At 65.4% G+C, this 20,998-nt stretch carries 16 protein-coding genes and 3 tRNA genes; 6 read left to right on the top strand and 13 right to left on the bottom strand.

The annotated features are described in order from the left end of the window. Positions 1-61: 61 nt before the first annotated feature. On the bottom strand, positions 62-3,538 hold the full coding sequence (locus Mterra_RS00315; RefSeq protein WP_119313341.1) for a helicase-related protein: 3,477 nt from the start codon (positions 3,536-3,538) through the stop codon (positions 62-64). A 415-nt stretch (positions 3,539-3,953) separates the two neighbouring features. Between Mterra_RS00315 and Mterra_RS00310 the strand changes: the two genes are divergently transcribed. Then, on the top strand, positions 3,954-4,853 hold the full coding sequence (locus Mterra_RS00310) for a hypothetical protein (protein WP_147372469.1): 900 nt from the start codon (positions 3,954-3,956) through the stop codon (positions 4,851-4,853). A 14-nt stretch (positions 4,854-4,867) separates the two neighbouring features. Continuing rightward, positions 4,868-5,854 (top strand): hypothetical protein, encoded by a 987-nt coding sequence (locus Mterra_RS00305; protein WP_170159492.1) that lies wholly within the window; start codon positions 4,868-4,870, stop codon positions 5,852-5,854. 27 nt (positions 5,855-5,881) lie between these two features. Here Mterra_RS00305 and Mterra_RS00300 read toward each other — a convergent pair whose 3' ends face one another. The 5 genes from Mterra_RS00300 to Mterra_RS00280 are packed head-to-tail and all read right to left on the bottom strand — an operon-like array spanning position 5,882 to position 12,921. Next, positions 5,882-6,487, bottom strand: a complete 606-nt coding sequence (locus Mterra_RS00300; RefSeq protein WP_119313338.1) for an OmpA/MotB family protein — start codon at positions 6,485-6,487, stop codon at positions 5,882-5,884. Further along, complete coding sequence (locus Mterra_RS00295; RefSeq protein WP_119313337.1) at positions 6,487-8,127, bottom strand: hypothetical protein; 1,641 nt, start codon at positions 8,125-8,127, stop codon at positions 6,487-6,489. The genes Mterra_RS00300 and Mterra_RS00295 overlap by 1 nt, the downstream gene beginning before the upstream one ends. Positions 8,128-8,130: 3 nt before the next feature. Then, positions 8,131-11,319 (bottom strand): tubulin-like doman-containing protein, encoded by a 3,189-nt coding sequence (locus Mterra_RS00290; protein ID WP_119313336.1) that lies wholly within the window; start codon positions 11,317-11,319, stop codon positions 8,131-8,133. Positions 11,320-11,331: 12 nt separating this feature from the next. After that, on the bottom strand, positions 11,332-11,631 hold the full coding sequence (locus Mterra_RS00285) for a hypothetical protein (protein ID WP_119313335.1): 300 nt from the start codon (positions 11,629-11,631) through the stop codon (positions 11,332-11,334). Positions 11,632-11,643: 12 nt separating this feature from the next. Beyond that, on the bottom strand, positions 11,644-12,921 hold the full coding sequence (locus Mterra_RS00280; protein WP_147372468.1) for a hypothetical protein: 1,278 nt from the start codon (positions 12,919-12,921) through the stop codon (positions 11,644-11,646). 328 nt (positions 12,922-13,249) lie between these two features. Between Mterra_RS00280 and Mterra_RS00275 the strand changes: the two genes are divergently transcribed. From Mterra_RS00275 to Mterra_RS00265, 3 genes are all read left to right on the top strand, one after another. After that, positions 13,250-13,331: transfer RNA gene (locus Mterra_RS00275), tRNA-Pro, on the top strand. A gap of 104 nt (positions 13,332-13,435) precedes the next feature. Further along, a tRNA-Gly gene (locus Mterra_RS00270) sits at positions 13,436-13,511 on the top strand. Positions 13,512-13,572: 61 nt separating this feature from the next. After that, positions 13,573-13,649: transfer RNA gene (locus tag Mterra_RS00265), tRNA-Arg, on the top strand. A gap of 48 nt (positions 13,650-13,697) precedes the next feature. On the opposite strand, the gene Mterra_RS00260 is transcribed toward Mterra_RS00265, so the two are convergent. The 7 genes from Mterra_RS00260 to Mterra_RS00230 form a co-directional block, all read right to left on the bottom strand. Further along, positions 13,698-13,982, bottom strand: coding sequence for a hypothetical protein (locus tag Mterra_RS00260; RefSeq protein ID WP_119313333.1), 285 nt, complete (start codon positions 13,980-13,982; stop codon positions 13,698-13,700). 4 nt (positions 13,983-13,986) lie between these two features. Beyond that, on the bottom strand, positions 13,987-14,460 hold the full coding sequence (locus tag Mterra_RS00255; RefSeq protein WP_119313332.1) for a YbaK/EbsC family protein: 474 nt from the start codon (positions 14,458-14,460) through the stop codon (positions 13,987-13,989). A gap of 9 nt (positions 14,461-14,469) precedes the next feature. Continuing rightward, entirely contained in the window at positions 14,470-15,585 is a 1,116-nt protein-coding gene (locus tag Mterra_RS00250) for a M20 family metallopeptidase (protein WP_119313348.1), read from the bottom strand. A gap of 100 nt (positions 15,586-15,685) precedes the next feature. Continuing rightward, complete coding sequence (gene cysS, locus Mterra_RS00245; RefSeq protein WP_119313331.1) at positions 15,686-17,131, bottom strand: cysteine--tRNA ligase; 1,446 nt, start codon at positions 17,129-17,131, stop codon at positions 15,686-15,688. A gap of 151 nt (positions 17,132-17,282) precedes the next feature. Then, positions 17,283-17,717 (bottom strand): type II toxin-antitoxin system RatA family toxin, encoded by a 435-nt coding sequence (locus tag Mterra_RS00240; RefSeq protein ID WP_119313330.1) that lies wholly within the window; start codon positions 17,715-17,717, stop codon positions 17,283-17,285. 235 nt (positions 17,718-17,952) lie between these two features. Next, complete coding sequence (locus tag Mterra_RS00235) at positions 17,953-18,795, bottom strand: carbohydrate ABC transporter permease (protein ID WP_027892721.1); 843 nt, start codon at positions 18,793-18,795, stop codon at positions 17,953-17,955. Then, on the bottom strand, positions 18,782-19,660 hold the full coding sequence (locus Mterra_RS00230) for a carbohydrate ABC transporter permease (RefSeq protein WP_119313329.1): 879 nt from the start codon (positions 19,658-19,660) through the stop codon (positions 18,782-18,784). Before Mterra_RS00230 ends, Mterra_RS00235 begins: the two co-directional genes overlap by 14 nt. Positions 19,661-19,708: 48 nt before the next feature. Between Mterra_RS00230 and Mterra_RS00225 the strand changes: the two genes are divergently transcribed. Continuing rightward, positions 19,709-20,923, top strand: a complete 1,215-nt coding sequence (locus tag Mterra_RS00225; RefSeq protein WP_119313328.1) for an ABC transporter substrate-binding protein — start codon at positions 19,709-19,711, stop codon at positions 20,921-20,923. Positions 20,924-20,998: the final 75 nt, after the last annotated feature.

Raw genomic sequence — 20,998 nt, 5'->3', positions numbered from 1 at the left:
AAAGCCTCACACTTATTTGCATTGAAACGTTCATTGTGGTTCTACCTTATCCGCAGCGTTGTCACCCGGGGTGCCGGAACTCGGCCCTCGCCAGCAGGTCGGCCACCCGGTAGTTCACGCTGGTCGCCCCGAAATCGGGCTCGCGGGCGAAGGGCTGCCGCACGTAGTACACCGTCTCGCCGTGGTCGCCCAGCTCGACCAGGGCCAGGATGAAGTCGTCGGGCTTGTTCAGGGCGGTCAGGATTTCGTTCTTGGTCACCGTGACGGTCTCGGCTCCCTTGACCCGCCCCTTCACCTCGATGAACCGCAACCTGCCGCCCTCCACCTGCGACTCGATGTCGTAGCCGCACTTGAGGGCGCTCACGTCGCGCGGGGTGAACCCGAGCTGGCGCTCGAGCTCCATCACTGCCCGCATGGCCCGCAGCTCGCTGGTCCGGGTGTCCTGGGCCTGTGCCTCCTGGGCCTGGATTTCCGTGTGACCGGGCAGCAGGGTAGCCAGCAACCCGGCGGGGACCACCAGAGCCTGCGCCACGACGGTAGGCGGCTGCTGCGAGAGCTGGGCCTCGGCCTCGAGCTCGAGCAGTCGGCTCCTGAGCCTAGCCTCCAGCTCGTCGGCGCGCTGGCGGGCTTTTTGGGAGTTGAGGCGCGGCTTCTTTCCCGCGTCTTCCTGGGCGCGCAGCTCGTTGGCCCTGGCGTCCCAGTACTGGATTTCCTTGGTGAGGCGCTCCCGCACGGCGGCGCGGGTCTTGCTTACCAGGGCTTCGCGCCGGGCCTTGACCTCGTTGTAGTGGGAGGGCATCAGGTGCAGCACGGCGTACTCCAGGGCCTGTTGCGCCTGCTGGTCGGGGGAAGGGACCGGGTTGGCCTCCAACCAGCGGCGCACGGCAGCGGCTTCTTCCTCCCCCAGGGGACGGTAGTCGAGGTAAGGGGCGTAGCCTGCCGCCTTGGGCTCAGTCCCGAACTCCACGAAGTGCAGTTGGCGGGAGACCGGGCGCGGCACGGGGCGAGCGTCCTGAATCAGGTGCTCGATGGCATACAGGCTGCGGGGGGTCAGGCCGGGGTCGCCCGCGTCCACCAGGATGGCCCCCTGGCGCAACAGCTCGCGGTCGCGCTCCCAGACGGCCTCGCCCACCACCTCCAGCAGGGGATGGCCGGGGCACACGAACTCGGCCATGGGCTTGCCCTCCTGGCGGATGAGCGCCTTGTCGAAGGTGATGCGCTCGTAGCGCTCCAGTACCGGCTGGCGGAAGCGCTGGCGGGCGCGCTCGCGCAGGCTGGAGGGCACCCGGCGCACCTCGTAGCGCCCCTGCTCCCGCTCGAAGACGCTGCCCCCCAGTTGGCGCAGGGCCTCGAGGAAGAAGGCCGCCACGAAGTGCGGCTGCAGCCGCCGGGCCTCGGCCCGCTCCATGTCCTCGCGGATGACCCGCACCTTGCTGGTGTCGAGGGTGTCCTGGGCCAGGGCCCGCTCCTCCAGCAGCGCCCGCAGGTGGGCGGTGTCTAGGCTGTGGTCGAGCACCTGGCCCAGCCTGGCCCGCACCTCGGGCCGGTCCCCGTAGCGCACGGCCTCCACCAGCAGCTCCCGCAGGGGCTTCTCGCCGAAGCTCAGCCGCCCGAGCACGTCGAAGACCCGCCCTCCCAGGGCCTCCCGCTCGCGCTCCAGCTTCCGCAGGAGCCGCTCGTACACCTCGCCCTCGCGGGTGTTGTGGGCCACCAGGTTCCACAGGTGGCACACCTCGGTCTGGCCGATGCGGTGGATGCGCCCGAAGCGCTGCTCGAGGCGGTTGGGGTTCCAGGGCAGGTCGTAGTTGACCATCAGGTGGGCTCGCTGCAGGTTGATGCCCTCACCCGCGGCGTCGGTGGCCAGCAGCACCAAAGTCTGCGGATCCTGGGTGAAGGCCTGCTGGCTGGCCCGCCGCTCGTCCCGGCTCATGCCGCCGTGGATGCACACCACCGCGTCCTCCCGCCCCAGCAGTCCCGCGATGCGGTCGCGCAGGTAGTTGAGGGTGTCGCGGTGCTCGGTGAAGACCACCAGCTTGCGCCGGGAGCCGCCCGCGTCGAACATCTCGGGGTTGTCCTGCAGCAGGCTGCTCAGCTCCTCCCATTTGCGGTCGGTGCCGCTGAGCACCACCTGCAGGGCCAGGGCCTCCAGCCGCCGGAGCGTGGCAATCTCGGCCTCCAGCTCGGCGATGGTCCTGGCCGCCGAGGCTTGGTCCACCATGAACTCCTCGAGCTGTTCCTGCTCGGCTCCCGAGCGCTCCTCATCGTCCTCGAGTTCTTCAGGCTCGATGGATACGCTCGGTAAAGTGAGAGCCGCGTGGTTCCGCTCTTCGTTAAGCTTGCGCTCCAGCCGTTCCCTGCGTCGCTTGAGCGACTGGTAGATGGCCTCGGGGCTCGACGCCAGGCGCCGCTGCAGCACGGTCAGGGCGAAGCCCACGGTGCGGCGCACCTCGTCGCGCTGGCTGGCCTCGGCGCGGTTGAACTCCTGGCGCACGTACTCGGTCACGGCGTCGTACAGGCTGGCCTCGAGGCTCGACAGGCTGTAGGGAACGGTGTAAGCGATGCGCTCAGGAAAAAGGGGGGTGCCGTCGAACTTGACCAACTGCTCCTTGGTCAGGCGGCGCATGAGGTCGCTGGCGTCGGAGCTGTGGACCCCCTGCCGGTAACGCCCCTCGAAGCGGTCAGGGTCCAACAGGCCCATGAATAGCTGGAAGTCCGCCTCGTGGCCGTTGTGAGGCGTGGCCGTCATCAGCAGGAAGTGGCGGGTCAGGGAAGATAGCCTGCGCCCCAGCAGGTAGCGCTTGGTGTACTTGGCCTCGGTGCCGTAGTAGCTGGCCGACATCTTATGGGCCTCGTCGCACACCACCAGGTCCCACTCGGTGGCCTCGAGCTTGGCCTGCACGGCCTCGTCGCGCGCGAGTTTGTCCAGGCGGGCAATGACCAGCGGGGTCTCCGATAGCCAGTTGCCGGTCACGGCGGCGCTGAGCTTGTCGTTGGTCATTATCTCGAAGGACAGTTGGAAGCGGGTGTACAGCTCGTCCTGCCACTGCTCCGCCAGACTGCCGGGACACACCACCAGGCAGCGCCGCAGGTCACCCCGCATCAGCAGCTCCTTGATGAGCAACCCGGCCATGATGGTCTTGCCCGCCCCAGGGTCGTCAGCCAGCAGGAAACGCAGTGGCTGGCGGGAAAGCATGTGCTCATACACCGCAGTTATCTGGTGGGGAAGCGGTTCAACCGTCGAGGTGTGCACTGCGAGCAGGGGGTCGAACAGGTGGGCCAGGCGGATGCGGTAGGCCTCGGCGGCCAGGCGCAGGCGCGAGCCGTCCAGGTTGGGGTTCCACTGCAACTCACCGCTCTGAAGCGAGAGTTCCCCCTCCTGGCTGCGGTAAATCAGTTGGCTGCCGGTCCTCCCGTCGTTGGTGCGGTAGGTGAGTTCGAGGGCGTCTGCCCCATAGCGCCGCACGCTAAGCACCTCCACGCTCTCCCCCGGCACAACCCCCAATAGCCTCGAGCCCGAGTCAATGTCTCCCAGCCGCATGTCAGTATTATCTCCAGCTAACAGACGGGTGACACGGGATTTTGACCGGTAAGTAAGGGAGGCAGAGTCGAAACGGCGCACTTCGACGTAGCCACACTGGAGACACGCCTGGCGGGGGGCGGGGTGAAAATGCACGAAAGTGTCCCCCCCAAACGCGTGTTACGTAAGGGGGACACTTTCGTGCATTTGTCAGTCCACTGAAGAAAGTGCCTGGCAACCCTCCACTAGGCGACTTGCCCAGGCGGGGTGTGCGCCTTTCCGTGCGTCGGAAACTGAAACGTTAGTACTCTAGCAGGACATGCATAGATATCGCGCACCGGAGTGGCTAACCGCCAGGTTTGACTTGGACGCCCGCGAGCTTACCGCAGAGCTGAAACGGCACCTATCGGGCTGGAAGACGGAGGAGGCTGCTGTCGTGGCGCTGAGCGTGCTGGCCGCTACCGCAGTAGATGCCATGGTAGTGCGGGTACCAGCAGACATGCGCTTCATGGGGAGGCACGTAGCGGGCTCGCCAGTGACCCGGTTCGTAAAGCGCCACTCTTCCCACCTCCACGAGAAGTGGGGCAAGGGGCTCGAAAGGTCGGCCAAGGTGACCTTTGACTTCGCCCACCACAAAGCCGTCGCTGGCCTCCGTCCCAAGGTCCACCGCATCATGAGCCCCGGCCATGACCCCCTGCTGGGGGCCTTTTACGGCATTCGCGACTTGATGCGCGGGGAGGCAACTTTTTTCGACAAGGACGGGATGAAAGTCGTCGTAACGAGTGATGATGACCCGCTCGGCTTCACCGCAGCCATGATTCGCTGGCTGTGCCACCTGTTCTCGGACGCCTTCACAAAGATGGGCCTACCGGCCCCCGGCTTCTCGGCACTCCTTCCCCAAAAAGGCCTGTCGCCGTTCAAGCTCAGGCAAGATGGCGACTTGGTCCCTTGGAAGGATATAGCCCGCTGGATGTATGCGGAAGGTTTCGACCTGCGACACTTCCTGACTCAGGGGCTGACCCCAGCCACGGTAGAGCTCTTCATAAGGGGCTACTGGTTGCTTACCCGCTATAACGATGGACACGATGCAACTTGCCGTCGCAAGCTCGCGGTCATGCTCCTGGCGTCGCACAGCCTGGTGGTGGGAGGGAATCTGCTCAAGGTGGCGGTCACCCGGAACCCCATGCACTTCAACCTGGCCCAGACGCTGCGGGTCGGCACGCTCGCGGCGTCGGAAGTTGGCCGCCTCGTCGTAAAGACTGTGGGGCGCTCAGGTCGTATCGACCCATACTGCGGCTTGCAACAGCCGCCAGCAACGAGAAGGGAGTTGCAATGAACCAAAACGCTTCAGTGAAGGCTTTCCTGGAACATCTCAGCGAGAACGACCCCGACCGGGCCGAGTTGGCCTATGGGCTCGACGGTCGGATGCTCGAGCTGTGGGCCGTGGCCGAGTCCCGCAGGAGCGCGGCGGACCCCCGCTGGCACGCCTTCGAGGACCGCAAGACCGCGCCCCAGCCCGATGAGCTGCGGCAGTGGGCGGCAGGCACCTGGCCCGAGCGCTGGGCGGTGGCCCTCGAGCCGCACACCCCGCGGGAGCTGCTGGAGCGCCTTGCCCACGACCCGGTGGACTTTATCGCCCGCCTGTGCCAGAAGCGGCTGGCGACCGCGGCCAGCCCCCTGCCCGAGCGGGTGGAGCTGGTGATGAACCAGACCGGGGAGCCCGCCATGGACGTCGGCGAGGGGGACCGGCCCTGGGTGGAGGCCCTGCAAAGGCTGCAGCGCCGGGTGCAGGCGGGCGAGGCGGCCATGGAGGAGGCCGTCCGCTTCGTAGAGGCCCTGGACGCTAGCTGGGTCAGCTCGGCCCTGAGCGAGGTGATGGAGCACGAGGAGGCCCCGCAGGACCTCGAGGAGACCCCCGAGACCCTCGTGCGGTACGCCCACCTGCTGCCCGAGTACCTGAGCAACCTGGACTCGCAGTACGACGGCGCCTCCATCTTCCACGAGCGGGTCACCGAGAGCGGCATCCTCACCCCCCTCCCGGTGCACCCCCACTTCACCGACGGGGAGCTTTTGGAGTGGCTGAGCTTCGCCGGGAGGCCGGGCATCAGCGAGAGCGACTGGTGCCGCATGGCCTTCGACCCGCCGGAGTATTTCGAGGGCCGCGACGTGGGCGACGCCAGCCCCTTCCCCGGCGGGGCCCTGTGGAGCGTGTGGACCGGCGGATACCTGTCCAGCGAGGTGGTGCTCCTACTGGACGACAGCCGCTACCCCGAGGGGGCTCAGGCCTTCGTGGCCTGGTGGGCGCTCGAGGCTATCTGGCCCGGGCACTACGCCTGAGCCCTACGAGCCAAATGGTAAACCAACTTATTTGTAGCAGGGCTGTGTTGAGGATGTAGCCGTCGTGTACTCGATGATAATCTCTACCCGTTCGTTCGAGGGGTTATCCGGCCACTTCTTGTCGATAGGGGCTTGGCCAGCACGACCGGCAACAGCAACATGGTAGGGTTTCACTCCCCCGTCGTTGGTGAACGCGGTGGCGACTACGGCAGCCCTAGCCGCGGAGAGAAGCCAATTGTCCGGCTCGCCAGGCCGCGGAGGTCTGGTGTGCCCTTCTACCCTGATGCGCCGCCAGTCGGGGTGGCGACAGAGTATCTTCGCGAAGTCGGTCAGCACCCGGCGCCCTTCTCGTGACAGGGCCTGCTGTCCCTCAAGGAACAACTGGCGGTTGGTGAACACCCACCGCTGGGCACCTGGAGGGTCGTTCTTCGGCGTATTGTTGGGCCTTAGGGATTCGGGCAGGCCGTCCCGAACCGCCAGCCTCACGCGCTGCTGGGCATCCTTATACTTCACATCCTCCCAGCCGCTGCGTCCGATGACAACTAAGGCCGCGACAAAAAATACGAGAACAAGTACCAGGTTGAGGGCCAGGTCCGAAAGAGCGATATAGGGATTTGAATCATCAGGGCTCATCAGGTATCTGGTCCCGAGGGTAGCTCTGTAAGGATGTCTGGGGTATTCGGCGCACCTGCACGCACTTCTAGCCGCCTAAGCAGATTCAGAACGTCCCCCATGCCCTTTAGTATTTCTGAGAGGTCACCTCTGATTCTGCCGTCCTCTTGAGCCAGGTGCATTTGTATTCCATTCAAAGCCCCACTGATGCCGCTGAGAGGAGCAGTGAAAGCAGCATTGGATGAAGATATCTCAGTCAGTTTTTCGACCACCGCGCTCCATTCTTCTTTCGGCAATAGGCGCGGGTCCAGGCGGCCAGAGAGCCCTTCCAGCCCTCGGGCCATCGCCTCCAGTTGACGCTCCACTCTAACCATTTCCTCTCTATGGGCCCTGAGCAGGCTCCCCAAGTTATCTTCCGTGGTCTTGAAGCCGTGGCTCAGTTGGTTGATGGTTGAAGTGGTGGCTTTATCATAGGCATCCGCAATACCCCTGAACTCCTTGATTGCCGTATTCAGCGAGTCTTGTAGGGCGATAATCTGACGTGTGTGACCGTTGAGGTCGGATATGACCCGGTGGCTGGCGTCGGTGAGTTGCTGGGCCTGCTCTTTAGAGAAGTCTTGAAGAGATTGCTGGGATTCCTGGAACATCTGCTGCAAGTTGGAGTATGTATCCCGCAGGTCGTCCTGGTACTGCCTCAGCGACTCAACGCCGGTTCCCAGTCGCTCGACGCCCTTGTGCAGCTCTTCAGCCCCTTTACGTACGGCGGTAGTGCTCTTTCGAACGTCATCGGTGGCATCCTGCAGGGTTTTTACCACCGCCTGTGAGACATCGTTGAGATGCCGTATGTGGTCGCTCATTTGCTGGCTGGCCGTATTGAGGACTTTCTCAAACTGGGCGCTTGCGTTGCCCATCAGCTCAGTCACGCGATTCATGAAGTCGCGGCTCTCCAGCAGTATGCGTTGCATGTCCTCGAGTTGAGCGGCTTGGCTGGAGGGAAACATGTACCCTGCAAGCTTCAGGGCAAAGTCTTGGGCGGTGCTGGACAGGTAGGCCTGGTCCCCCTGGGTGCGGGCAATGAAAAAAGATACGATTCCTGAGAACAACACGCCCAACAAGGTGAAAGCGAATGCCCCTTGCATCTCCCCCAAGGTGATGCTGAGCTTTTCGGTGAGAGCCGCGGGATTCGGCCGGTCAAGCGACGCCGCCAGGGGTTCACTCAGGCTTCCAACCGATAGTGCCAAACCCCACACTGTTCCTAGCAGGCCAGCAATGAAGAGCAGGTTGGGTAGACCACGCAGGTTGTTCAGGCTGGCTGCACTGGCCTGGGCAATCAAGCTGGTGACCGCCCCGACATCGGGGTTCTGTAAGCGGCGCATGCTGAAGACATGGGCGATGACTCTGCGGGCGAGGCTAGTCTCCTTCAAGTCCTTCAGCCACCGGCTCACCCTCTCCTCTACCTCGGTGCGCGAGGCAAAACCGCTGGCGCCTTTGGCTAGATGCTGGCCACAGTCCTCTATAGTGCTCACCTCCGAACGGTAGTTTTTATAGATACCCTGGAGCTGCACGAGCCCTGTGACGAAGAGTGCGACCATCGCCAGCGTCAGGGGCCACAGGGCGATGAGGTGGAACAGAAGCTGCGATAGGACGCCACTCGACTCCATAGGCTAGCCCCTCTGCCCGTACACGTTGTGGCTGGGGTCAACGAAGCACTTCCAGTTGTTGCGGGCGGCCTCCTGCCTGGTCGCGCCGATGAGCCCGCAGCAGGTTTGGCAGTAATAACCGTCTGCCGGATATGTCCCGCCCCCAACTTCGCGCTGGGCACCCTCCATCCGCCACAGCACGCTCAGGCTGTCTTCCGACCGCGGGTACTTCATCTGGTAAGCCGTGAACAAGTCAGCGTCTGCGGCACAGTAGCGCTGTATGACTTCGTTCACAAGCTCATCGTTCCAGCCGCGAATCCCCGCCCAGCCGCCTTGCTTCAGCCCGGCCTCCAGGGCATCCAGGAAGGCTCGGTCCCGCTCAAGGGGGTCCGAACCAAAGGACCTACGGGCAGCGACGAGCTGGTTCCTCAGCTCGCCCATCACGTTGTTTAGATTCTGGCCCCTGGCATCGCGTTCTTGACGGGCGATGTACGCGGCAGCCCCGAACACCTCGAGCGGGAGATAGCGCTCCTTTGAGTCAGCCATGCCCGTAGGGGTCCACGGCACCACGAGATAGCCGCCTTTTGGCCAAATCCTCCCAAGGAGGATGTTGACGACGAGGAGTTCCTCCGCTTCGCGGAAGCGCTCGGTGTGCTCTTGCGTAATCGCAGTCCAGAACACGTCAGCCCGTGTATGAAAGGTCGGGATGTCGCGGTTTTCTGCCTTAGAAATCCCGTCCCTACCCATCACCTGGGGCGCGCCCCGCAAGGGGAAGCGGTACCACTCCTCCAGGACCACCGCCCTGAAGTAGTCGGGCGAAGGGTTCTTATGGGGAGGCTGGGTCATCTGGGCCCTGGCCAGTTGGAAAAACCGTTCGTGGCTATCCCTCTCGCCCCTGGGGATAAGCACGGCGCGGCGGGTCGCGACCGGAGAGCGGTTGCCCTTCTCGGCGGTGGCACGGTCCACCTCTAAGAAAGGCCTCGCCCGGTTCACTACCTGACGGGCTTGGTCCTCGCTGTTGGGCATCCGCACCCAGCGCTCCAGGACATCCTCGTTCACCAGGGTTTGGAAGGGTTTGAGGGCATTAGCAGAAAGGTGCTTCAGCACTTCACCCGGGAGGGTCGGCGCTGAGGCGCCCGAGGCCGAGGGCGTGTCTAGCCAGGTCCCCTCCCGGTCAGCCAAGATGGCGTCGGGTAGCCGCAGGTCCGATTGTGCACTCGGCAAGTCACCTAGGGAGCTGATGATGGAATCCGACATTCTCTCCCTGCCCTGCTCCCACTCGGCGGCGTAGTCCAGCTTCTGGACCCACTCCTGCAGGCGCATGCGGTACTCGAGGTCGACCGTGTCGTCCTCGAAAATCACGGTGCCGTTGATGGCCGGGCGCGTCGTCGTCAAGCGCCGGACGTTGTCGTTGAGGCGCACAATCTGTGCGTCCACGCGGTCGAGCAGGTTCTTTAGCCGCTGCCTGAGCTTGCGAACCTCCTTCTCTGCCCGAGCGTACGCACCTGGCTCTGGGGGCCTGACGCCGTCGAGCGACATGTCCAACAAGACGCTGCTGGCAAGAGCCGAAAGCCTACGCTTTATCTCGCCCTCCAGGGCGGTGCGGAACTGGCTGCGCGAGTGCTTCAGGACCTTAGCCTTGGTGCCCACGAACCAGAGCAAACGGCTCTGTGAGTACTCCTCGAGCCTTGACAGAATGGCGTCAGCTTCGCCCGTCGAACTGGAGACGGGAGGCTCTTTGCGAAGCACCTCAAGGTTGTTCAACACTGCGTCTAGCGTCTGGATGAGCACTCGTGGCCCGTCGTGGTAGCTGAGCAGCCGCTGGCGAATCTCGGCCTTGACCCGCTCCACTATCACCAGAGCCGCCCGGTTCCTGGCCTCAGACAGACGCAACGCCACGGGACCGTTGCGCTGGAGGCTCTCGCGGAGCTTAGTCAGGCTGGTGCGTGCCTGCTTAGGGTTGGACTCAGCCTGGCCCGCTATCTCCTTGACCTGCTCCTCCAGTCCAGGCTTGAGGTCGCCGCCGTCGGCTACGGATATCAGGGCTTCTACAAAGGCCTCACGGGTGATGTTGAGGCCATGCAGGCGGCCCTCCACCTGCGAGGGGTCGAGGGTGCGCCTGACCCACTCTGAAAGGGCATGACCGATGAGCCTATCCCTGCAGGCCTCGGCTATGCGCTGGACGGGGTACTCGATGCTGGAGAGACCGAAGGTGCAGAAAACGTGGGCATGGTGGTCACGGTCGCCGACCGTGAAAATGGTGGCGTCCACCCCTTTGGCGAAGGGGTCCGTGTCAGGGGCGAAGACGTTCAGGAACACCCGGTCTGCAACAGCCTGGTTCAGCTCCCCTTCCCCGTCGACGGTCGTGGAAGGGGCCATCACCAGGAACGGCATGTCATAGGGGAAACGGGCGGGATTGGACTCGTCGCCGTTGGGAAACAACACCGGGGTTTCCCGGTGCCGGTCGTTTAGAAAATAGTGATTCAGCTCGATAAGGGCTGTGAAGGCGTTCTTCTTGTGCTTATTGGCAAGGCTCTCATCAGCGATGTTCAGCTCTGGCCTCGGCAGCGTGAAGATGCAGATGCTCTTCTCGCTCTCGTCCAGCACCGTGCGCAAGAAGTAGCCGAAGTCGGCCGCGATGCCGCTACCCGTCCCGCCGCACAACGTGCCCACCACGAAGACCCTCACCTGGCCCCCGTGAGCAAACTCGATGGCCGGGTCTTCGCCGTCCGCGAGCGGTCCTCGCTCCTCCTTGGCCACGACCTCGGACAGCTTGCGCAGCTTCTCCAGCCGCTCTTTAACCATGGTGTACACGGCAGTGTAGTTCTGCTCGAACAGGAAAGCCAGCCGCCCGACCATCCGAATATTGCCCGCTCCCGTCTCTATCTCCTGCCCAGGCAGTTTCTCCAGGGTGGTACGGTCCCACCATGAGGTCAGCCGGATTTTCTCGTCGTAATCCTTAGCGTTCTCGAGAATCTGCACGTACTGCTGGGCATTTATGGTCATGTTACGGAAATCCTTAGGTTCGATGAAGCGCAGCCGGCCCTGCTCCCCCGCGTTGGTCTCGATGCAGGCGAACTGAACCCACGGCGCGCGCTCCAGCCCCCCCAACTCCCAGACGATGCGCTCAGCGACCCGGTCGCAGATGCGGGTACCTGTACTCCCTAGCCCGATGACGAGCGTCTTGGTTACGCGTTGTACTACTTGCTCCATGGGTTCTCACCTTTACCGGGAAATTAGGGTACGGCTTGTGAGTAGCAGAACAGCCGATATTACAGCGGCCATCACCAAGCGCAGGAGGCCAACCTGCAGCACGAGGAGTCCTACCAGAAGGGATAGCGCTATTCCGAACGGGATGGCTAAACCCATCGCCCGGAGGGCGCTGTCCTTGGGGTTCGCCAAGTCAAGTTGTCGTTGGGCAAAGAGCCACGTAAGGATATACCAGACCAAAAAACTCACGAGTATCAGCAGCCAGAACCTGAGTTCGGCCAGTACAGCAAGAACCTCTTCAACCGTTATGTTCATCTCATACCTCGCTCAGGACTCGACCGAGACGTGTAGCTCTACATTGAAGGGCTGGAGGCCTAGGACGGGGTTGGTCACCCCTTCCCCGGAGACGCACACCCTGTACTCCCGACCAGCCACGAGTTCGTGTGAGTCGGGATAGTCAACCCCGTCGACTGTGAGCCGGTTAGGAGGCAGGGCAATGACCCGCACACCCTTCGGGCTCCGCTCTATGCGTGCAATCTGGGCTGGGGGGACGCTGCGCAACGACTTCGGCAAAACTCTGGTCTTATCAACTCGCTCGGCATAACCTCCCCCTGCGATGTGGAGAACCTCCTCCCCTACCCGGGCCTCGGCAAGCCCGACGCTCCAACCGCCCCCCGGAATCTCAAAGTCCTTGCCTACAATCCGAAGCGTTCGGGGCGCCGAAGCCTTACCCGCTATCAGCGTGTACACCAGGAAACCCAAGGCGGCTAGGGCTCCCGCCCCGATGACAAGAAGGGCAATGCTGCTTCCGCCCTGGTGGACACCTTCCGCCGGGACTTGCCGTGGCACCTCATAGCGCGTGCGACCCTCGATGGGGCGGCCTACAAACTGCCTCGGAACAGCGACCACCACATCTATGGAGCGGCTCAGGAGTTCACCGTCGGGTTGCCGAATCTCATAAGGTAGTTGCGCTGAAGCCCCAGTGGCGGTGGTCGCCTGCAGCCGGTCATACCGCTGGAGGAAACCCCTGTAGCTCGGCTCATTGCTCCCGAGTAGGGAAGCGCCCTTCGGGGCTACGCTGGCAGCGCTGTTCGTAAGCAGGATGAGCACCGCATCCCGGCTGCCCTCACCCATATGCCTCCCAATCTCGACCAATGCCCTCTCGGTGTCGTGACCACCGGCGGAGCCAACCCTGGCGGTTTTCGGAAACAGGTCTCTAACAGGCCTCTCCTGCTCGAGAACGGCCTGGGTGATGACGAGTGGCTCAGGAGTGGGTGAGTCGTATACGTCTAGCTCCCAGGCAAAAACGCTCAGCTTATCGCCGGGCGTTGCTAGGTCTTTGACGAGTTGCCAGGCCAGTTCACGCGCTGCCTCAGCCCCTAGTGGGTCGCGGGGGTAGTGGCCCGTGCTGAACGCCAACACCAGGTGCAAATGCTGGCTCTCTAGGTTTCCACCACGCTGTGCCACGGCGTCGCTCACGAGTTGCTGAAGTTGCTTTGTAGAGGCCGCGATAGACTCTCTTACTAACTGTGCCTCCTTAGTGTTTTGGCCGTAGCTAACAGCTAAGATGAAGGGGAGAAGTAGGAAATAGCGTAGGTTAGGCATAATTGCTACTCCATGTAGAGACAGGCATCCTGCACGGTCCTCTAAAGTGAAGTTGTCTTGACTGCATTCTAACAAGCATTTAAGAAACTGGTGTCAACTCCGACCCGTAGGCAGGATTCTCATGAAAAAGATAGGTCAATAAGCAATCGCTCCTGCTGCTTCCCCATAGCCCAAGATGGGGATACAGTAGCCGAGAGCTCAACATAAAGCGTTATACACGGCAGGGTCGGGCACTTTTAGGGTCTTGTCATTCGGGCATTTTGCTGTCAAAATGACAAGCCGGAGGCAGAAGCGCTTTCCGAGTAGGGGGTGCGAGGAAACTCCGTCCTGGAGCGGAAAATAGCGCAGTCTGGTAGCGCACCTGCTTTGGGAGCAGGGGGTCGCTGGTTCGAATCCAGTCGCCCCGACCACAAGCGCCGCCGACGCGGTGCGCCGGATGCCGAGCGCCGAGAGCCCCGCTGCCCTCAGCCCTTTGCTCTGCGCCGCGCCGCAGGCGCGCCTGTCCACGGGAAACGCGGGAGTAGCTCAGTTGGCAGAGCGTCAGCCTTCCAAGCTGAATGTCGCGGGTTCGAATCCCGTCTCCCGCTCCACCAAACCCCGCCCAAGCGGGGTTTTTCCTCTGGCGATAGTCTGCTAGACTATCGCGCGGATGCGCCCGTAGCTCAGCCGGATAGAGCAGCCGCCTTCTAAGCGGTAGGTCGGGGGTTCGAGTCCTCCCGGGCGCGCCAGGACACGGGGCCGTCCCTAGGTGGAACGGCCCTGCCTTTTTGCAGCCCTCACTCCCACTCGCGGATGGGCACCAGCTCGCCCCCCTCGACCGCCTTGCGGGTGGGCTTGTAGGCCCGGTTGAACCAGATCTCGAGCGTGGCCCGCTCGAGGCTCTTCGGCCCGATGATGTGCTTGCGCACGTAGTAGCCCCCGCCCTCGTCGGCGGAGATCTCGCCGCCCTTGGTCAGGCGTAATTCGACGATCTCGCCGCTCCTGAGCAGCCGGACCCGCACCCACAGCACGCGGTCGCCCTCGGGTTTGACGTGCTCGTCGCGCTTGAAGAGGCTGAACATGGCCCTAATTTACCGCCATCACGCGGCCCCCGGTCAGGGCTACGAGTTGCTGGGGGGTGAGCGCGAAGACCGCGTTGGGGGTGCCCGCGGCGGCCCACACCTGCTCGTACTGCAGCAGGTCGGGGTCGATGAGGGCCTCGAGGGGGGTGGCGTGGCCCACCGGGGGCACCCCGCCGATGGCGAAGCCGGTCACCTCGCGCACCCAGTCGGGCTTGGCCCGCTCGAGGCGCTCCCCCAGCCTCTCCCCCACCTTGGCCTCGTCCACGCGGTTGGGGCCGCTGACGAGCAGCAGGTAGGGCTTGCCCGAAGCGGCCCCGCGGAAGATGAGGGACTTGACGATCTGGCCCACGCTGCACCCCACCGCGTCGGCGGCTTCCTGGGCGGTGCGGGTGGAGGCGGGCATCTCGACGACCCGGAGCTCGCCGAAGCCCCGCGCGTGCAGGGCGTCCTGGACCTTTTGTGCGCTCGAGCTGAGCATGGGGACTCCTCAGCGGGCCGCCAGGTCGGCCAGCAGGCCCGACAGCAGCGCGACGCGGCGGGGGATCTCGGGGATGACGACGTGCTCGGAGAGCTGGTGGGCGTCGGCGCCGAAGAGGCCCAGTCCGTCGAGGGTGGGCACGCCCAAAGCGGCGGTGAAGTTGCCGTCGGAGCCGCCCCCCACCCGGCCGGCGCCGAGCTCGAGGCCCAGCCCGGCCCCGATGCGCTTCGCCCGCTCGAAGAGCTCCATCGAGGCCGGGCTCGGCTCCATGGGCGGGCGGTTGAGGCCGCCGCTCAGGCTCAGCCGGGCGCCGGGCAGGACGGGCTTGAGGGCCTTGAAGGCGGCCTCGAGGCGCTCGTACTCGGCCATGGTCCACACCCGGAAGTCCACCGTCACCGAGGCCTCGGCGGCCACCACGTTGACGGCGGTGCCCCCGTGCATCTTGTTGGGCCCCAGCGTGGTGCCCTTCTCCCAGTCCTGCAGGGCGACGATTTCAAGGACGTGGTGGGCGAGCTCGACCACGGCGTTGACGCCCTTCTCGGGCTCGACGCCCTGGTGGGCGGGCTTGCCGTGGGCGGTGAGGGTGTACATGCCCGTGCCCTTGCGCGCGACCTTGAGGTCGCCGTTGCCCATGGGGGCCTCGAGCACCAGCACGACCTCGTTGCGCCGCGCCGCCGCCTCGATGGCCTCGCGCGAAGCCAGCGAACCCACCTCCTCGTCGGGGGTGAAGAGCACCTCGAGCCGCGGCAGCCCCAGGCCCAGCTCGCGGCTGGCCCGCAGCGCCCACAAGAGCTGCACGATGTTGCCCTTCATGTCGTAGACGCCGGGCCCGTAAGCCCGCTCGCCCTGAACCCGCCAGCCGAAGACCCCGCGCGGGTGCACCGTGTCGTAGTGGCACAGCACCAGCACCTTGGGGCCGCCCTGGCCGAACCTCAGGCTGAGGATGGGCCCGTTTTTGCTCTCCTCCCGGGCGATCTCCCCGAAGCCCCCGAAGTGGGTGCTTAGCCAGGTCGCCACCGCCTCGAGGCCCGGGAGGTCGTGGGAGGGGGACTCGAGCGAGACGATGGCCTCGAGGTCGGCGAGGATGCCGGGGAGGTGGGATTCGAAGTAGGCGAGAGGGGTCACGAGACACATACTAGCGCCCTCGGGGCGCCGCCGTGCATCCTACGTCGTACGCCGAACGCCCAACGCAAGACGCAAAACGCCTCGACCCTCGACTACCCGCCTATACCCCTACCTTCCACTTCGGCCCTTCCCGGGTGTCCTCCACGGTGAGGCCGAGTTCCGTGAGGCGGTTGCGGATCTGGTCGGAGAGGGCGAAGTTGCGCTCGCGGCGGGCTTCCTCGCGGATCTCGAGCAGCAGTTTGATCAGGCCGTCGAGCAGGTCGCCGCCCAGGCTGGCCTCGAGCACGCGCTTGGGGAACAGGCCCAGCACGCCCTCGCCGAGCTGGCCGAAGACGGCCTCAGCGCGGGCGAGGGTATCGCGGCCGGGCTTGTCGGGGAGGGCCTTGTTGAACTCGGTGACGAACTCGAAGAGGGCGGCGAGGGCCTGGGCGGTGTTGAGGTCGTCGTCGAGGGCGGCGGCGAAGCGGGACTCGAGCGCGTCGATGGCCCGCTCGAGACCGGCGTGCCGCCCGGCGGGGGCTTCGGCGACCTGGCGGCGGATCTCGCGGTAGGCGTTCAAGAGGCGCATGTAGCCCTGCTTGGCCGACTCGAGGCCCTCCCAGGTGAAGTCGAGCACGCTGCGGTAGTGGCTGCCCAGCAGGTAGAAGCGCACGGTGATGGGCTCGTGCCGGCTGAGCAGGTCGCGCAGCACCACGAAGTTGCCGGTGCTCTTGGCCATCTTCTCGCCGCCCAGCAGCACGTGGTTGTGGTGCATCCAGTAGCGGGCGAACTTGTAGCCCGCGGCCTCGGCCTGGGCGATCTCGGCCTCGTGGTGGGGGAACTGCAGGTCGATGCCGCCGGTGTGGATGTCGAAGCCCTCGCCCAGGTACTTCAGGCTCATCGCGCTGCACTCGATGTGCCAGCCGGGGTAACCCTCGCCCCAGGGGCTCTTCCAGCGCATGATGTGCTCGGGGTCGGCGCTCTTCCACAGGGCGAAGTCGCGGGGGTCCTCCTTCTCCTCGCGCACCTCCACCCGCGCCCCGGCCTCCTGGTCCTCGACCTGGCGGTTGGAGAGCTTGCCGAAGCCGGGCCACGCGCGCACCCGGAAGTAGACCGAGCCGCCCCGCACGTAGGCGTAGCCGCGCTCGAGCAGCCGCTGGGTGAGGTCGATCTGCTCGGGGACGTGGCCGGCGGCCCGGGGGGCGATGTCGGGGCGGCGCACGTTGAGGTCGTTCATGTCGTCGAAGTAGGCCCACATGTACTTCTCGGCGACCTCCATGGGCTCCAGGCGCTCGAGCTTGGCCCGCTTCTGCACCTTGTCTTCGCCTTCGTCGGCGTCATCGACGAGGTGGCCCACGTCGGTGATGTTGGAGACGAAGCGCACCTTGTGGCCGGTGTGCTCGAGCCAGCGCCGCAGCACGTCGTAGGTGATGGGGCCGCGCGCGTGGCCCAGGTGGGGGTCGCCGTAGACGGTCGGCCCGCAGAAGTAGATGCCCACGTAGCCGGGCGTGCCGGGGACGAAAGGTTCTTTCTGGCGGGTGAGGGTGTTGTAGATCTGTAAGGGCATGGCAGCTTCCTTTCCAAGGGTGGGCGGGTCGTCGGGCTGAAATTCAAAACGCCGGGCCTGGGCACGACGGCACCAGACACCCGGCGATCGGTTCAGCTCAACATCGCACGGCGAAGCTCATGGCTCGAGTATACCTCGAGCCAGCCCCGCCTCAGGCCATGGCCCGCTCCTTGAGCCCGGCCAGCAAGCCGTCGCAGTTCTCCTTCATCAGCTTGAGCACGAGCTTCTGCAGCAGACCGCCGAAGATGGGGATGTTGAGCTCGTACTCGAGCTCTAAGGTGACCCGCGTGCCCCCGTCGGCCGCCTCGAAGGCCCAGGTGCCCTCGTACTTGTCGAAGTCGCCCTCCGGGCTGCGGAAGCGGTTGCGCAGCTCGGCGTCGAACCACTCCTCCTCCTCGATCCAATGCACCTTCTTGCCCATCGCCACCGCCACCCACTCGCTCTTGGAGCGGCCGCCGTCGTCCTCGATGACCCGCAGGCTCTGCACGTCCTTGAGGTAGGGCTTGAGCCCCTCGAGGTCGCGGGCGCAGGAGTAGACGTAGGCGGGCGGCTTGGGGATGAAGATTTCGGATTGCACGTGTGGCATATCGACATAGTTTATCGCTGAACGCTGATAGCTGATAGCCGATGGCCGGGCGCGGGGTGCGGGTCGTACGTCCCACGTCGTACGTCGTACGCAAGACGCAAAACGCAAGACGCCAGACGCCTTGTTCCCCCCTTAACAAGGGGGGCTGGGGGGATAAGCCCTCCCCGCGCGGGGAGGGCCGGCGAGGGGTTCCTCATAGGCCACGAGCCACACGCCACCAGCTACCCCGAACCCCTCACCTCAACAACGCCCCCAGCCGTGCGAAGCGCAGCAGGAGGCGGTCGGCGAGGAGGAAGAAGGTCAGGGTGGGGAGCAGGACGATCCAACTGCCGGCGAGGATGACGGGCCAGTTGGCCGCGCTCTCCTCGACGCTGCGGGCCATGAGGCGGGCGAGGCCGATCTGGACGGTGCGGGTGGCGTCGCTGTCGGTGGCGATGAGGGGCCAGAGGTAGGCGTTCCACCTCGAGATCAGGGTGAAGAGCGCGGTGGTGGCGATGGCCGGGAGCGACAAGGGCACCACCAGCCGCCAGAGGATGGTCCACGAGCCCGCGCCGTCGATGCGGGCCGACTCGTCGATCTCGCGGGGCAGGGCGCGGAACTGCTGGCGCAGCAGGAAGACGGCGTAGCCGTTGCCCACCAGCGGCAGGATCAGGGCCCAGAAGGTGTCGAGGAGGTCCAGGCGGGCCAGGGTGAGGTAGTTGGGGATGAGGGTGAGGTGGCCGGGGATCATCAGCGTGGCCAGGAAGAGGGCGAAGAAGAGGTTCTGCAGCGGGAATTGCAGCCGGGCGAAGGCGTAGGCGGCGAGGATGCTCGAGAACACCGCCGCGAAGGTGGAGACCAGCGCGAAGACGAGGGTGTTGAGGTAGTAGCGCCCGAAGGGCACGGCGTTCCAGGCCGAGAGGTAGTTCTCCCAGTGGGGGGTGGCCGGCACGAGGCGGCCCACGAAGGCCTCGGCAGGGGTCGCCAGCGAGACCAGGAAGCTGTAGGCCAGCGGCAGCAGGACCACGAAGCCCGCGCCCAGGGCGGCCAGGCCTTGCAGGGCGGAGAGGGCTCGAGCCAGACGGCTAGGAGTTCTCATAGTGGACGCGCCGCCCGATCCAGTAGAACTGCAAGGCGGTGAGGGTGCCGAGCAGGCCGAACAGCAGCACCGCCAGCGCGGAGGCCTTGCCGATGTCGAAGAACACGAAGGAGGTGCGGTAGAGCAGGTTCACCAGCACGTCGGTCGCGAGGGCGGGCCCGCCGCGGGTCATGACGTTGACGAGGGTGAAGGTGTGGAAGGCGTCGAGCACGCCCATCACCAGCAGGAAGAAGGTGGTGGGCGCCAGCAGCGGAAGGCTGACGTGGCGGAAGCTCTGCCAGCGGCTCGCCCCGTCAACGCGGGCGGCCTCGAGGTAGGCCTGCGGGATGGCCTGGAGCGCGACGATGTACACCAGCACGTCGTAGCCCAGCTGCTTCCACACCACGACCACCGCCAGCACCAGCAGGGGCAGCTCGAGGCTGCCCAGCCAGTCGGGGCGGCCCAGGCCCAAGCGCCCGAGCAGCAGGTTGACGAGCCCCAAGTCGGTGTTGAAGATCCAGCTAAAGACCACCGCCACCGTCACCGCGCTCGAGACCCCCGGCAGCATCAGGACGCCGCGCACCAGCCGGTTGACGCGGGTCTCGCGCAGCAGCAGCAGGGCCAGGGCCAGGGCCAGCACCAGCCGCACGGGGACGCTGAGCGCGACCAGGCCCAGGCTCACCCGCACCGAGTTCCAGAACTCCGCGCCCCGCAGCAGGTCGGCGTAGTTCGTGCCCCCCACGAACGGGCGCTCGGCGGCGAGGAAGTCCCAGCGCTGGAAGGACAGCACGAAGGACTGCACCGCCGGCCACAGCACGAACAGGGCGAGGAAGAGCCCGCTGGGCAGCAGGTACAAGTAAGGCACGAGGCGTTGCCGGCGAGGCACTGGTATATTCTAGAATTGCTCACTGCCAGACAACCAAGGGAGGGGCCTATGCGAGTTTGGAAGTTCGTCGTCGGTCTGGGGGTGCTGCTGGTACCGTTTTCATGGGCGCAGGTGGAGATCACCGTCTGGCACTCGGTGAACGACCCGGCCCTGCGGCAGTTGATCCAGGGCTTCAACCGCGCGCAGGACGAGGTGCGGGTCGAGGAGGTGTACGCGGGCGACCACAACGAGCTGGTCACCCGCCTGCAGGCCGCGGTGGCGGCGCGGCGGCAGCCGGAGGTGGTCTTCCTCGAGGTCACCCGCTTCGGGCTCTTCGCCGAGCGGGGGGTGCTGGAGCGGCTGGAGCCCTACCTGCGCTCCGACCCCGCGCTGCAGGCCGACCTGCTGCCCGCGGCCCGCTCGGTCTCGACCTACCGCAACCGCACCTACGTGCTGCCGCTGGTGGTGGTGGTGCCGGTGATGTACTACAACAAGGCGCTGTTCGAGCAGGCCGGGCTCGACCCCGCCCGGCCCCCGCGCACCTGGGGCGAGCTGGAGGCGGCGGCCCGGCGGCTGAGCCGCGAGGGGCAGTGGGGCGTCAACATCCCGGGCCAGTGGGTGCGCTGGGCCTTCGTCAAGCAGAACGGCGGGGAGTGGATCGACGAGGGAGGCCGGGTGCTCATCAACGCCGCGCCCAGCGTCGCGGCCTACGAGTACCTGCTGGGGCTGGTGCGGCAGGGCTCGGCCTCGCGCGAGGCGGCGCTCAAGGAGGACGTGGGGCGGCAGCTCTTCTACGCCGGCCGGGTCGGCGTCACCTTCGACTCCTCGGGCAACTACGGCTTCTACGCCCAGAACGTCGGCTTCGAGCTGGGGGTGGCGGCGCTGCCCTGCCAGGTCAAGTGCGCCGCGCCCATCGGGGGGACCGCCATGGGCATGACCGCGGCCGCCCCGCCCGAGAAGAAACGGGCCGCCTGGGCCTTCATGCGCTACCTGCTGCACCCGGAGAACAACGCCAGGCTGGTGACCCAGAGCAACTTCATGCCCCTGCGCCAAAGCACCCTCGAGCGCCCCGAGGTGCAGGCCCACTTCCGGACCAACCCCCAGTGGCAACTGTTCAACCAGCAGCTCAAGGTGGCCTTCCCCCGCCCCCGCCCCCCGGCCATGCCGGCCATCCGGCTGATGGAGGAGACGGTGTGGCAGAGCATGGTGGTGGGGCAGAAGACCCCTCGGCAAGCCCTCGACGACTTCGCGGCCGAGATCCGGCGGCTGCTGGCCCAGCCGTAGCCCCAGGGTCTCGGCGCGCCTCGCGAACGCCCCGCGCGGCCAACCCGGCCGTGCGGGGTATTCGCGGGAACCGCT

It is taken from the genome of Calidithermus terrae (assembly GCF_003574345.1).
Classification (GTDB): Bacteria; Deinococcota; Deinococci; order Deinococcales; family Thermaceae; genus Calidithermus; species Calidithermus chliarophilus.
Note: the sequence above shows the minus strand (reverse complement) of the source record. Positions and strands in the feature narration are given on the sequence as shown.

Coding starts and splice junctions, on each gene's coding strand:
- Mterra_RS00280 (WP_147372468.1), bottom strand. CDS start 12,921: ATGCCTAACCTACGCTATTTCCTACTTCTCCCCTTCATCTTAGCTGTT.
- Mterra_RS00290 (WP_119313336.1), bottom strand. CDS start 11,319: ATGGAGCAAGTAGTACAACGCGTAACCAAGACGCTCGTCATCGGGCTA.
- Mterra_RS00240 (WP_119313330.1), bottom strand. CDS start 17,717: ATGCCACACGTGCAATCCGAAATCTTCATCCCCAAGCCGCCCGCCTAC.
- Mterra_RS00300 (WP_119313338.1), bottom strand. CDS start 6,487: ATGAGCCCTGATGATTCAAATCCCTATATCGCTCTTTCGGACCTGGCC.
- Mterra_RS00255 (WP_119313332.1), bottom strand. CDS start 14,460: ATGCTCAGCTCGAGCGCACAAAAGGTCCAGGACGCCCTGCACGCGCGG.
- Mterra_RS00235 (WP_027892721.1), bottom strand. CDS start 18,795: ATGAGAACTCCTAGCCGTCTGGCTCGAGCCCTCTCCGCCCTGCAAGGC.
- Mterra_RS00260 (WP_119313333.1), bottom strand. CDS start 13,982: ATGTTCAGCCTCTTCAAGCGCGACGAGCACGTCAAACCCGAGGGCGAC.
- Mterra_RS00285 (WP_119313335.1), bottom strand. CDS start 11,631: ATGAACATAACGGTTGAAGAGGTTCTTGCTGTACTGGCCGAACTCAGG.
- Mterra_RS00225 (WP_119313328.1), top strand. CDS start 19,709: ATGCGAGTTTGGAAGTTCGTCGTCGGTCTGGGGGTGCTGCTGGTACCG.
- cysS (WP_119313331.1), bottom strand. CDS start 17,131: ATGCCCTTACAGATCTACAACACCCTCACCCGCCAGAAAGAACCTTTC.
- Mterra_RS00295 (WP_119313337.1), bottom strand. CDS start 8,127: ATGGAGTCGAGTGGCGTCCTATCGCAGCTTCTGTTCCACCTCATCGCC.
- Mterra_RS00315 (WP_119313341.1), bottom strand. CDS start 3,538: ATGCGGCTGGGAGACATTGACTCGGGCTCGAGGCTATTGGGGGTTGTG.